Annotated in this window: 7 protein-coding genes and 1 pseudogene; 6 read left to right on the top strand and 2 right to left on the bottom strand. The window is 65.1% G+C overall.

Going from position 1 to position 13264, the window contains the following annotated elements:
* Positions 1–94: 94 nt before the first annotated feature.
* Complete coding sequence (typA, locus tag ACM62G_RS10030) at positions 95–1915, top strand: translational GTPase TypA (protein ID WP_273822640.1); 1821 nt, start codon at positions 95–97, stop codon at positions 1913–1915.
* Between the two features lie 141 nt (positions 1916–2056).
* Here typA and ACM62G_RS10025 read toward each other — a convergent pair whose 3' ends face one another.
* A complete protein-coding gene (locus ACM62G_RS10025; RefSeq protein WP_419737086.1) occupies positions 2057–2491 on the bottom strand; it encodes a YkgJ family cysteine cluster protein in 435 nt (144 codons plus the stop codon).
* 263 nt (positions 2492–2754) lie between these two features.
* Here ACM62G_RS10025 and ACM62G_RS10020 point away from each other — a divergent pair, with 263 nt between their 5' ends.
* From ACM62G_RS10020 to ACM62G_RS10000, 5 genes and pseudogenes are all read left to right on the top strand, one after another.
* Positions 2755–5205, top strand: a complete 2451-nt coding sequence (locus tag ACM62G_RS10020; protein ID WP_054057990.1) for a glycogen/starch/alpha-glucan phosphorylase — start codon at positions 2755–2757, stop codon at positions 5203–5205.
* Between the two features lie 245 nt (positions 5206–5450).
* Positions 5451–9074: a DUF2339 domain-containing protein gene (locus tag ACM62G_RS10015; RefSeq protein ID WP_419737085.1), complete on the top strand. Its 3624-nt coding sequence runs from the start codon at positions 5451–5453 to the stop codon at positions 9072–9074.
* Positions 9071–10431 (top strand): annotated as a pseudogene (locus ACM62G_RS10010) (DUF3999 domain-containing protein). Before ACM62G_RS10015 ends, ACM62G_RS10010 begins: the two are co-directional and overlap by 4 nt.
* Positions 10432–10655: 224 nt before the next feature.
* A complete protein-coding gene (locus tag ACM62G_RS10005; protein ID WP_054057922.1) occupies positions 10656–11666 on the top strand; it encodes a class 1 fructose-bisphosphatase in 1011 nt (336 codons plus the stop codon).
* A 4-nt stretch (positions 11667–11670) separates the two neighbouring features.
* Complete coding sequence (locus tag ACM62G_RS10000) at positions 11671–12273, top strand: DUF924 family protein (protein ID WP_273822636.1); 603 nt, start codon at positions 11671–11673, stop codon at positions 12271–12273.
* Between the two features lie 185 nt (positions 12274–12458).
* On the opposite strand, the gene ACM62G_RS09995 is transcribed toward ACM62G_RS10000, so the two are convergent.
* Positions 12459–13223, bottom strand: coding sequence for a methyl-accepting chemotaxis protein (locus ACM62G_RS09995; protein WP_419737508.1), 765 nt, complete (start codon positions 13221–13223; stop codon positions 12459–12461).
* Between the last annotated feature and the right edge of the window lie 41 nt (positions 13224–13264).

The raw sequence follows: 13264 nt of genomic DNA, 5'->3' as shown, positions 1-13264 counted from the left end.
CGCCGCCGTCAAGCTGTAACGGCCACGCCGGACACTACCGTCAATCGCTGCCAAGACTTGTCAGCAAACCGAATCCTCTGATCGAGATACACAAGTGATCGAAAATCTACGCAACATCGCCATCATCGCCCACGTTGACCATGGCAAGACCACCCTGGTTGACAAACTGCTGCGTCAATCCGGCACCCTGGAACGCAACGAGCTCAACGACGAGCGCGTGATGGACTCCAACGACCAGGAAAAAGAGCGCGGCATTACCATTCTGGCGAAAAACACCGCCATCAACTGGAACGGCTACCACATCAACATCGTCGACACCCCCGGCCACGCCGACTTCGGTGGCGAGGTTGAGCGCGTGATGTCGATGGTCGACTCCGTGCTGCTGCTGGTCGACGCCCAGGACGGCCCCATGCCGCAAACCCGCTTCGTGACCAAGAAGGCCTTCGAAGCCGGTCTGAAGCCGATCGTCGTGATCAATAAGGTCGACCGTCCGGGCGCGCGTCCTGACTGGGTTCTGGACCAGATCTTCGACCTGTTCGACAACCTGGGTGCCACCGACGAACAGCTGGACTTCAAGGTCGTCTACGCCTCGGCCCTGAACGGCATCGCCGGCCTGGACCACACCGACATGGCCGAAGACATGACCCCGCTGTACCAGTCGATCGTCGACAACGTGCCGGCTCCGGCCGTTGACCGCGACGGTCCGTTCCAGATGCAGATCTCCGCGCTGGACTACAACAGCTTCCTGGGCGTGATCGGCGTGGGTCGTATCGCCCGCGGTCGCATCAAGCCGAACACTCCGGTGGTGGCGATCGATGTCGACGGCAAGAAGCGCAACGGCCGTATCCTGAAGCTGATGGGCCACCACGGTCTGCACCGTGTGGACGTCGAAGAAGCCGCTGCCGGCGACATCGTCTGCATCAGCGGTTTCGACGAACTGTTCATCTCCGACACCCTGTGCGACATGAACAACGTCGAAGCGATGAAGCCTCTGACCGTCGACGAGCCGACCGTTTCCATGACCTTCCAGGTCAACGACTCGCCATTCTGCGGCAAGGAAGGCAAGTTCGTGACCTCCCGTAACATCAAGGAGCGTCTGGACAAGGAGCTGCTCTACAACGTGGCACTGCGCGTTGAAGAAGGCGACTCGGCCGACAAGTTCAAGGTTTCCGGCCGTGGTGAGCTGCACCTGTCGGTTCTGATCGAAACCATGCGTCGCGAAGGCTTCGAAATGGCCGTGGGCCGTCCTGAAGTGATCATCCGCGAAGTGAACGGCGTGAAGCAGGAACCGTTCGAAAACGTCACCATCGACATCCCTGAGGAATCCCAGGGCAAGGTCATGGAAGAAATGGGTCTGCGCAAGGGCGACCTGACCAACATGGCGCCGGATGGCAAGGGCCGTGTCCGTCTGGAATACAACGTTCCAGCCCGTGGTCTGATCGGTTTCCGTAACCAGTTCCTGACCCTGACCAACGGTGCAGGCATCCTGACCTCGATCTTCGATCGCTACGACACCATGAAGCCAGGCCAGATGTCCGGCCGTCTGAACGGTGTTCTGGTTTCGATCGAGACCGGCAAGGCCCTGACCTATTCCCTGGAAACCCTGCAGGCTCGCGGCAAGCTGTTCATCGAGCACGGCCAGGACATCTACAACGGTCAGATCATCGGTCTGAACAGCCGTGACAACGACCTGGGCGTCAACCCGACCAAGGGCAAGAAGCTCGACAACATGCGTGCTTCGGGCAAGGACGAGGTGATCGCCCTGGTTCCGCCAGTTCGCCACACCCTGGAACAGGCCCTGGAATTCATCCAGGACGACGAGCTGTGCGAAGTCACGCCGAAGTCGATCCGCCTGCGCAAGAAGATCCTGGACGAAGGCGAGCGTACCCGCGCTGCCAAGAAAGCCAAGGCTTGATCTTCTAGCTCCGGCTGAATGAAAAACGCCCCCGGTCGAAAGGCCGGGGGCGTTTTTTTGTGCGCAAGAAGCCAGGTGGGGCGATGGCTGGGCGGACGTCTTCGCCGATTCATCCGCGAAGGGTGCACCGCCGGTTTGAAGTCAGAACCGTTCCAGGTTCCGGCTCGGCGCCTGGCGCTCCTGGGGCTTGGGCTTGTAGGCGCAATAGCCCGGGCGCGGGCCGATCTTCGGGTGGTTGCGGCAGGTGTCCGGGCGCTTGTCATAAATGGTGCACAGTCGGGTCTTGCGGTCCAGGTACAGGCAATCGTTGTTGCTCATGCGCTGCAGGGTGAAGATCTCCGATTTCTGGTTGTAGCGCTCGACGATGCCTTCCTTCTGCAGGCGCTTGGCGATGTTCTTCGCCGGCTCGCCACGCTCGAACTCATCGACGATGCCGATGCGGATCAGGTCCTTGATCTTCACTTCCACGGGCAGGGTGCAGCAGCTGGACATGCAGCCGCCACACATGTTGCTGGAGTACTTCTGCCAGGTTTCCAGGCGGTCGAGCTCTGCGGCTGCGATCAGGGTCGGTTTCATCAGGTGGCGTCCAGGGGTGTATCGGGCGCGCGATCATACCGGGGCCTGTGGATTTGTGAACAACCTTTTGACGGTTTTTCGCACAATCGCGGATCTACCGGGAAATTTTTCGCGAATCCGGGTCTTGAGCGGCCCCTCGAATTTACCGGCCTTCGCCACTTCGAGTGGAAAAAACCCCGAACCAGAGCCATCACCCTGTGTCGAACCGACTAGGCTCAGACAACTCGTCCCGTAAATTGTCCATCTCGCTAGAGGTCGCATCGATGTCTCAGGAAACGCTTGTCCGTGAAACTGAGGTGGCTGCCTTTCGTGCCGCCGTCCTTGCCAAACTTACCTATGCAGTGGGTAAGGACCCCGACCATGCCTTCGACCACGACTGGTTCGAGGCGATTGCCCTGGCCGCCCGCGACCATATGGTCGAGCACTGGATGGATCACACGCGACAGATCTACCGCAAGGGACAGAAGCGGGTCTATTACCTTTCCCTGGAGTTCCTCATCGGTCGCCTGCTGTACGACAGCCTGAGCAACCTCGGCCTGCTGGATATCGCCCGCGAGGCGCTGGTGGACCTCGGTGTCGACCTGGAACGCATCCGCCTGCTGGAGCCCGACGCGGCGCTGGGCAACGGCGGTCTGGGGCGCCTGGCGGCGTGTTTCATGGAGAGCATGTCGACCCTCGGTATCGCCGGTCATGGCTATGGCATCCGCTACGAGCACGGGCTGTTCCGTCAGGCGATCGTCGACGGCTGGCAGCAGGAGCAGACCGAGAACTGGCTGGACTTCGGCAACCCCTGGGAGTTCGAGCGGGCCGAGGTGATCTACCCGGTGGGCTTTGGTGGCAGCGTCGAGACCGTGCATGACGAGACCGGCCAGGCCCGGCAGGTCTGGTGGCCGGCGGAAACCGTGCGGGCGGTCGCCTATGACACGCCGGTGGTCGGTTGGCGCGGGGCCAGTGTGAACACCCTGCGCCTGTGGCGGGCCCGGGCCACGGAAGAACTGCACCTGGAGCGTTTCAATGCCGGCGACCACCTGGGGGCGGTGGCCGAGGTCGCCAGGGCCGAAAGCATCTCCCGCGTGCTCTACCCGGCGGACAGCACCGAGGCGGGGCAGGAACTGCGGCTGCGCCAGGAGTACTTCTTCGTTTCGGCGTCGCTGCAGGACCTGCTGCGGCGGCACAAGAACATGCACGACTCGGTGCTCAGTCTCGGTGAACATGCGGCGATCCAGCTGAATGACACCCACCCCTCGATTGCCGTCGCCGAACTGATGCGGCAACTGGTCGACCTGCACGGCGTGACCTGGGACGCGGCCTGGCAGGTGACCGTCGAAACGCTTTCCTACACCAACCACACCCTGCTGCCGGAGGCCCTGGAAACCTGGCCGGTGGGCCTGATGGAACGCATGCTGCCGCGGCACATGCAGATCATCTACCTGATCAATGCCCAGCATATCGATGCGCTACGGGCCAAGGGTATCCACGACTTCGACGTGCTGCGCTCGGTGTCGCTGATCGAGGAAGACAACGGCCGCCGGGTGCGCATGGGCAACCTGGCGTTTCTCGGTTCCCACAGTGTCAACGGCGTGTCCGGCCTGCATACGCAACTGATGCGCAGCACGGTGTTCTCCGAGCTGCACAAGCTCTACCCGGAGCGGATCAACAACAAGACCAACGGCATCACCTTCCGCCGCTGGCTGTACCAGGCCAACCCGCGGTTGACCGAGATGATGGTCGATGCCCTGGGGGCCGAAGTGCTCGATCGCCCCGAGGATCTGCTGGTGGGCCTGGAGCCGTTCGCCGAAAAGGCCGGCTTTCGCAAGCAGTTCGCCGAGCAGCGCCTGCACAACAAGCGCGCCTTGGCGGCATTGATCCAGGAGCGGCTGGGCATTGCGGTCAACCCGGCGGCGATGTTCGATGTGCAGGTCAAGCGGATCCACGAATACAAGCGCCAGTTGCTCAACCTGTTGCACACCGTGGCGCTGTACCAGGCGATCCGCGCCGAGCCGGAAACCGACTGGGTGCCGCGGGTGAAGATCTTCGCCGGCAAGGCCGCGGCGAGTTATCACCAGGCCAAGCTGATCATCAAGCTGACCAACGACATCGCCCGTACCGTCAACAACGACCCGACCGTGCGCGGCCTGCTCAAGGTGGTGTTCCTGCCCAACTACAACGTCAGTCTGGCGGAAAGCATCATTCCGGCCGCCGACCTGTCGGAGCAGATCTCCACTGCCGGTTTCGAGGCCTCGGGCACCAGCAACATGAAGTTCGGTCTCAATGGCGCGTTGACCATCGGCACGATGGACGGCGCCAACGTGGAGATGTGCGAGCGGGTCGGCCAGGAGCACATGTTCATCTTTGGCCTCAGTGCCCAGCAGGTCGAATCGCGCAAGCGCAATGGCGAGTTCAGTGCCGCGCAGGACGTGGCCGCCTCCCATCGGCTCAACGATGTGCTGCAGGCGATTCGTGGCGGGGTGTTTTCCCCGGACGATCCGGCACGCTATGTCGGCCTGGTCGACTCGCTGATCGACTACGACCGCTTCCTGGTCTGTGCCGACTTCGACAGCTACTGGGCCGCCCAGGGCAAGGTCGAGGCGCTCTGGCACGACAGCAAGGAATGGTGGCGCTCGGCTGTGCTGAACAGTGCCCGGATGGGCTGGTTCTCCTCGGACCGGACCATTCGCGAGTACGCCACCGAGATCTGGAAAGCATTGGAGTAATCTTTTGCAATAAGTTGTGAGGCCGACCCCACTCTGGTGGGGCCGGATCGATATACTACGCGGCAGATTGGCCGGGGCTCCGACCCGTCCATATATCGAAAAAACACCGCTTGCCTGGTCGGAGCCGGCTTGCTGGCGATTGCGATCTGACAGCCAACATCTCCGTTGCCTGACACACCGCTATCGCCGACAAGCCGGCTCCAACAGGGGTGGGTGTGTCGTGACGCCGCTTAGGGATATCGTGCATGCAATGGATTCTGATGCTGGTCGGGTTGGTACTGGGGTGGATGATCGATGAACTCACCTTCGATGCCCTGATCGGCGCCCTGTTCGGCCTGGCGATCGGCCAGGCGTTGCGCCTCAGAAGCCTGGGCCGCCAGGCTTCCAGCCAGGAAGCCCGCCTGCAGCAGGCGCAACAGGCCCTGGCTGCCGTCGAGCAGAGGGTGCGCGAGCTGGAGATTTCCGGTGTCAGCCGGGCCGAGTCGCCCGCAGCCACTGCCGCCGAGCCCGCCCCGACCATCGTCGAGGCCGCACCGGCCCAGGCTGCCGAACCGGCGACAGAGGACATTCCCCAGACGCTGCGTGCAGTACCGGAGCTGATCTGGGAGCTGCCGCAGGAGCTGCGGGAACCCGAGCCGCGCAACCAGCCCAAGGCCGAGCGCCCTGAAGTCGATGCCTGGTCACCGGAGCCGGTGGTGGCCCGCCAGGCGGTCGAGCCATCGGCTCCGCCAATCCCACGCGAGCCGAACCTGATCGAGCGTGCCGTGGCGGGCGCCCGCAACTGGCTGTTCGGTGGCAACACCGTGCTGCGGGTCGGCGTGCTGCTGCTGTTCCTCGGCCTGGCCTTCCTGCTGCGTTATGCCACCGAGGGCATGGTGGTGCCGGTCGAGCTGCGTTACGCCGGCGTCGCCGGCTGTGCGCTCGGGCTGCTCGGCCTGGGCTGGTGGCTGCGCCTGCGCAATGGCAGCTACGGCCTGATGCTGCAGGGCACGGGGATCGCCGTGCTGTACCTGACGGTGTTCGCCGCGATGCGCCTGCACCCGTTGCTCGACCCTTCCGCCGCCCTTGGCCTGCTGGTGGCGGTCACGGTGTTCTCGGCGATTCTCGCGGTGACCCAGGATGCCCTCGGGCTGGCCGCTGCAGCGGCGCTGGGCGGCTTTGCCGCGCCGATCCTGACTTCGACCGGCTCCGGCAACCATGTCGCCCTGTTCAGCTACTTCATCCTGCTCAATGGCGGCATCCTGGCGATCGCCTGGTTCAAGGCCTGGCGCCTGCTCAACCTGATCGGCTTCGTCGGCACCTTCGGTATCGGCTTCGCCTGGGGCGTGCGTTCCTACCAGCCCGAGCTGCTGTGGAGCACCGAGCCGTTCCTGGTGCTGTTCTTCCTGATGTACCTGGCTATCGGCCTGCTGTTCGCCCGGCGCAAGCTGCGGGAAATGACCGGCGGGCCGCAGGACGACAGTCGCGAAGGACTGCTGCACTGGTCGGCGCGCCAGGGCGACTACGTCGACGGCACCCTGCTGTTCGGCCCGCCGCTGGTGGGCTTCGGGCTGCAGTTCGCGCTGGTCCAGCATCTGGAGTTCGCGGCGGCGTTCAGCGCCCTGGCGTTGGGGATCATCTACATGGGCCTGGCTCGCCTGCTGATGGGCGGCCGCGCGCTGCTGCTGGCGGAAACCTGCCTGGCACTGGGGGTGATCTTCGCCAGCCTGGCGATTCCGCTGGGCCTCGATGCGCGCTGGACGGCGGCGGCCTGGGCAGTGGAGGGCGCGGGGGTGTTCTGGCTCGGCCTGCGCCAGCAGCGGCCGTTCGCGCGGATCTTCGCGTTGTTGCTGCAATTGGGCTCGGCCCTGTCGTTCGCCGGCACCCTGCAGGTGGGCGAGCACAGCCTGCTCGATGCCGCGCCGCTGGGCGCGTTGCTGCTGGGGCTGGCCCTGTTGTTCAGCTTCTGGCAATTGCGTCAGGCCGCGCCCGGACAGGCGGCCGAGTGGGAGCGGCGCGGCGTTCCGGTGCTGGCCTGCCTGGGCCTGGCCTTCCTCTATCTGCTGGCGCCGCTGTTCTTCCTCAGCCAGGGCACGGCCATCAGTTGGGCGCTGGCCGGGCTGGCGACGCTGTTTGCCGGCCTGCGTCTGCAATCGCGGGCGTTCCTGTTCAGCGCGTTTGCCGTGCAACTGCTCGGCGGCGCGCTGTTCCTGGCGCGGCTGCAGGGGGCCGAAGGCGAGTCGTCGGCGGTGTTCAGTGCCGGCTGGAGCGGCCTGATGAGTGCTTCGCTGATCGGCCTGTCGCTGATCGGCGGGATGTTGCTGGCGGCCCGCGACGAGATGGTGCGCAACGATGCCCGGCTGCTGCGGGCATTGTCGGTAATCCTGCTGGCAGGCCTGGCGTTGATCAACCTGGCGGTGCTGTTCGTACTGCCCTGGGGCACGGCCAGTGGTGTCTGGGCCGCCAGCGGCCTGCTGATCATCTGGCTGAGCCTGTACCTGCGCCAGCGTCTGAGTTTCCTCTTCGGCCTGCTGTTGCAACTGATCGGTGGCGGGGCCTTCCTGCTCGAAGGGGCGGTGCAGTTCGGCGCGTTCGACAGCGATGGCCTGCGTCTGCTCGGCCACAGCGGTTTCTGGACGCCGCTGGTGCTCGGGCTGGCCGCCTTCGTCGGCGCCTGGCGCCTGCAGCGGGACAGCCTGCCGACGGTGTTCGATGTCCTGAGCCTGCAGCGTCTGTCCCAGGTGCTGCTGGTCTGGGGCACCGGCTGGTGGGCACTGGCCTGGGCCGGTGAAGTCATGCTGTTCGCCGCGCCGTCCAGTTGGGCGTCCTGGATGCTGGCAATCGCCACGGCCAGTGTGGCGCTTTGGGCACTCCTGGCGGTGCGCCTGCGCTGGCCGGACCTGGCCCGGTTGTGCAGCCTGCTGGTGCCGGTGGCCGGGATCATCCTGCTGCTGGACTGGACCCGCTTCTACAACCCGGCGGCACAGTTCGGCTGGCTGGTGTGGCCGGCGCTGTTCGCCGTGCACCTGCTGTCGTTGCGCAAGTTGGCGCCGCAGTTGCCGGCACGGGTGTCGAGTGTCGCCCACGTGCTGGGTTGCTGGCTGATCCTTGGCGTGCTGGCGCTGGAGTTGCGCTACGGCCTGCTGTTGCTGTCGGAGCATTACAACGCCTGGCGCTGGCTGGGTTACGCGATCCTGCCGAGCCTGTACCTGGTGCTGATGGCCGCGCCGCGCGAATGGCCGTGGCCGATTGCCGCCTACTCACGCGAATACCGCCTGTACGCTGCCGCACCGCTGGCCTTGCTGATGCTCGGCTGGTTCTGGCTGGCCAACAGCTTCAGCGACGGTCACGCCGAGCCGCTGCCGTACGTGCCGCTGCTCAACCCGCTGGAACTGGGCTTGCTGTTCGCCCTGGGCAGCCTCTACATCTGGTCGCGCAGCGCTGTGCCCCAGCTGGGTGTACGCGCCGCCCACGCCGAGCTGGCCGCCCAGGCGGTCTGCAGCCTGTCGCTGTTCGCCTTCGTCACGGCGCTGGTGATGCGCGCCGCCCACCATTGGGGTGGGGTGGATTTCGAGCTGGATGCGCTGTTGGGGTCGATGCTGGTGCAGGCCGGTCTGTCGATCGCCTGGAGCCTGATCGCCCTGAGCCTGATGATCGGTGGCCACCTGCGCCATCGTCGCGAGGTCTGGCTGATGGGTGCGGCGCTGATCGCCGTGGTGGTGGCCAAGCTGTTCTTCGTCGAGCTGAGCAACCGTGGCGGCCTGGCGCGGATCGTCTCGTTCATCGGCGTCGGTGTGCTGATGCTGGTGGTGGGCTATTTCGCGCCGCTGCCGCCCAAGCGCGCGGAGGCCGAGCCGACCGACAAGCAAACGGAAGGAGTGTCGTCTTGATTCGCAAGTTGAGCCCGGGTCGCCTGGGCGTGCTGCTGTGCCTGAGTGCATCGTTGTCGGCCCAGGAAAAGCCGGCGGACTTCAGCACTATCGTGCCCCTGGCCCTGAGCGGCGAGGGCCCCTGGTACCGGCTGGAACTGCCGCTGACCTTGCAGGCCCAGGCCCGCCAGGCCGAACTGAACGACGTCCGGGTGTTCAACTCGGCGGGGGAGCCGCAGGCCTACGCCCTGCTCCAGGAGCAGGCACAGTCGAGCCAGCAGCGCAGCCAGACCGATGTGAAGTGGTTTCCGCTCTACAGCTCGGTCGATGCGCCCCAGGCCGCGCCCAGCGTGCGGGTGCAATCGACGACGTCCGGCACGCTGGTCGAGGTGACGCCGTCCAGCCAGTTGGAAGCCGGCGAAGAAGTGCTGCGTGGCTGGTTGCTCGATGCCAGTGCGATCAAGGCGCCGTTGCAGCAACTGGTGCTCGACTGGACCAGCGAGCGCGACGGCTTCCAGCGTTTCAGCATCGAGGCCAGCGATGACCTGCAGCACTGGCAGCCCTGGGGCGAGGGTCAGGTGGCGCGACTGTCCTTTGCCGACGAGCGCATCGAACAGCGCGAGGTGAGCCTGCCGGGGCAGTCGGCGCGTTACCTGCGCCTGCTGTGGCGGTCGCCGCAGTCGGCACCGGTGTTGAATGCGGCACAACTGGTGAGCAGCACCAGCAGCCTTTCGGCGTCGCCGCTGGCCTGGTCGCAACCGCTGGCTGGCAGTACGGCCAAGTCGGGCGAATACACCTGGACGCTGCCCACGGCAATGAACCTGGAACAGGTGCGGATCGAGCTGGCCCAGCCCAACAGCCTGGCGCCGGTGAGCCTGTATGGACGGCGCAGTGGCAACGAGGCCTGGCAGACGCTGGGCAGTGGCCTGCTCTATCGGTTGACGCAGGGCGGCCAGGATGTGTTGCAGGACACCCTGGAGCTGTCCGGCTACGGCGTTGCGCAGTTGAAACTGGTGGTCGACGAGCGTGGCGGTGGGCTCGGAGCAAAGTCTCCGGCGCTGAGTTATGCCGTGCGGCCGACGCAACTGGTGTTTCTGGCCCGTGGCAACGCACCGTTCTCCCTGGCACTGGGCAATGCGACGGTGGGGGCGGCAAACCTGCCCTTGTCGACGCTGATTCCCGACTACAGCCCGCAGCGCCTGGCCGGGGTCGGCAAGGCCACTCCGGGCGCAGCGCAGGCGGCCGCGCCGCAAGCCCCGGCGGTCGCGGCGGCGCCAACGACCGACTGGAAAAAGATCGGCCTGTGGGCTGTGCTGCTGCTGGGTGTGGCGGCGCTGGGGGCATGGCCTTCAGCCTGCTGCGCAAGCCGCAGGGCTGACGACCGGCACACAGAGTCCTGGGAGCAGTCCGGTCTGAGCCTTCTCCACAGCCTGGCCCCCTGCTTTAGGGGGCTACAGAAGGGGCCTGCCGGCGCTTTTGGTCTACGCTGAAGCCGACCTGTGAACTCTCTATGCGTCATCCCTGTCTGAGCAGGAGGATTTGCAGCGCAACTCGCGTTAAACTGCGCGGGTTTTCAAGCCCCCCCTTTCTCCGGAGTCATCCATGTCCCGCGTTACCCTGAGTCGCTTTTTGATTGAGCAGACCCGCAGCAACAACACGCCTGCCGATCTGCGTTTCCTGATCGAGGTGGTTGCGCGCGCCTGTAAGGAAATCAGCCACGCCGTCTCCAAGGGCGCGCTGGGTGGCGTCCTGGGCAGCATGGGCACCGAGAACGTGCAGGGCGAGGTGCAGAAGAAGCTCGACGTCCTGTCCAACGAAATCCTGCTCGAAGCCAACGAGTGGGGCGGCCACCTGGCCGGCATGGCGTCCGAGGAGATGGACAATGCCTACCAGATCCCCGGCAAGTACCCGAAAGGCGCCTACCTGCTGGTGTTCGACCCGCTGGACGGCTCGTCGAACATCGACATCAATGCCCCGGTCGGCACCATCTTCTCGGTACTGCGCTGCCCGAACGAATACCTGAGCCAGAACGAAGCCCTGAACGAAAAGGCCTTCCTGCAGCCGGGTACCCAGCAGGTCGCCGCCGGCTACGCGATCTATGGCCCGCAGACCATGCTGATCCTGACCCTGGGCAATGGCGTCAAGGGCTTCACCCTGGACCGTGAGATGGGCAGCTTCGTGCTGACCCACGAGGACATCACCATCCCGGCTTCCACCCAGGAATTCGCGATCAACATGTCCAACCAGCGCCACTGGGAAGCCCCGGTGCAGCGTTACGTCGAAGAGCTGCTGGCCGGCGAGACCGGTCCGCTGAAAAAGAACTACAACATGCGCTGGGTGGCCGCGATGGTGGCCGACGTGCACCGCATCCTGACCCGTGGCGGCCTGTTCATGTACCCACGCGACAGCCGCGAGCCGTCCAAGCCGGGCAAACTGCGTCTGATGTACGAAGCCAACCCGATGTCGTTCCTGATCGAGCAGGCGGGCGGCGCGTCCACCGACGGCCACCAGCGCATCCTCGACATCCAGCCTGACGGCCTGCACCAGCGTGTCGCGGTGTTCCTCGGTTCGAAGGAAGAAGTGGAACGGATCACCGGCTACCACAAGGAATAAACCCATGTCCGCGCCCTGGCAGCCTCTGCTCCAATGGTGGTTCGGTTCAGCCGGGCTGCCCAGTGAGATCGAGGCTGACAAGGGTCGGTTGTGGTTCGGCAAGCGTGACAGCCAGGACCGCGAGGCGCGCGAGCGTTTCGGGCCCTGGGTCGAGCAGGCCCTGGCCGGCGGTTTGACCGAGTGGACGCAATGTCCGCAGGGTTGGCTGGCCGTGGTACTGCTGCTCGATCAACTGCCGCGGATGATCTTCCGCGATTCCCCTGCGGCCTTTTCCGGTGATGCCCGCGCCCAGGCGCTGGTGGCGCAGGGGATTGCCGCCGACTTCGACCGGCAATTGCCGGCGATACAGCGTTCCTTCATCTACCTGGTGTTCGAGCATTGCGAGCATCCGGCGGCGCAGAACGAGGCGGTGTCGCGGTTTGCGGCGTTGCTGCGCGAGCAGCCGGAGGATCAGCGGTCGGTGTTTGCCAGTCAGCTGGATTATGCCGAGCGGCATCAGCGGATCATTGCCCGGTTCGGGCGCTTTCCCCATCGCAACGCCATGCTGGGGCGGGAATCCACGGCCGAGGAAGTGGCGTTTCTGCGTGAGCCCGGCTCACGCTTCTAGTATCTGCGCGTGCTGCCCTTGTGGGCGCCGGCTTGGTGGCGATAGCGGTGTGTCAGGTGACGAGGTTTCGGTTGCCGGATTGCTTTCGCGGGCAAGCCACGCTCCTACAGGTTTGTGCCGTACACAAGCCATGTGTACGGCGCTTGTAGGAGCAGGGCTTGCCCGCGAAGGCGCCGGCGCGGTCGTCAGATCCGGAAACTGCCCACCAGGTGCTTCAGGCGTGCCGCCTGCTGTTCCAGGTCGGCACAGGCCCGCAGGGTCGCCTGCAGGTTCTCCACCCCTTCCTGGTTCAGGGTGTTGATCTCGGTGATATCGACGTTGATCGACTCCACCACCGCAGTCTGCTCCTCGGTCGCGGTCGCCACCGACTGGTTCATGCCGTCGATCTCGCCGATCCGCTGGGTCACGCTGCCCAGCCGTTCGCCGGCCTGGTTGGCGATACCGACGCTGTTTTCGCTCTGACGTTGGCTGTCGGTCATGAGAGTGACCGCCGCGCGGGCGCCGACCTGCAGCTCCTCGATCATCTTCTGCACCTGCTGCGCCGAGTCCTGGGTGCGGTGGGCGAGGTTGCGCACCTCGTCGGCGACCACGGCAAAGCCGCGACCGGCCTCGCCAGCCCGGGCCGCCTCGATGGCGGCGTTGAGCGCGAGCAGGTTGGTCTGCTGGGAAATGCTGGTGATCACGTCGAGGATCTGCCCGATGTTCACCGTGTTGCTGTTCAACGTCTCGATGTTGCCGCAGGAGTCGCTGATCTGCGCCGACAACTGCTGCATCGCGCCGATGGTCTTGTCCACCACCTGCTGACCGTCTTCGGCGAGGTTGCGTGCCTCGCTCGAATGCTGCGAGGCGAGGGCGGCGTTCTGGGCGATTTCCTGGGCCGCGGCGCCGAGCTGGTTGATCGCTGCCGCCACGCTGCTGGTGCGGCTGGCCTGCTGGTCGGAGTTGAACATCGACGAGTTGGAGGCGCTGACCACGCGCAGGGCGACCTCGT

It is taken from the genome of Pseudomonas sp. COR18 (assembly GCF_048568395.1).
Taxonomy (GTDB): domain Bacteria; phylum Pseudomonadota; class Gammaproteobacteria; order Pseudomonadales; family Pseudomonadaceae; genus Aquipseudomonas; species Aquipseudomonas fuscovaginae_B.
Note: the sequence above shows the minus strand (reverse complement) of the source record. Positions and strands in the feature narration are given on the sequence as shown.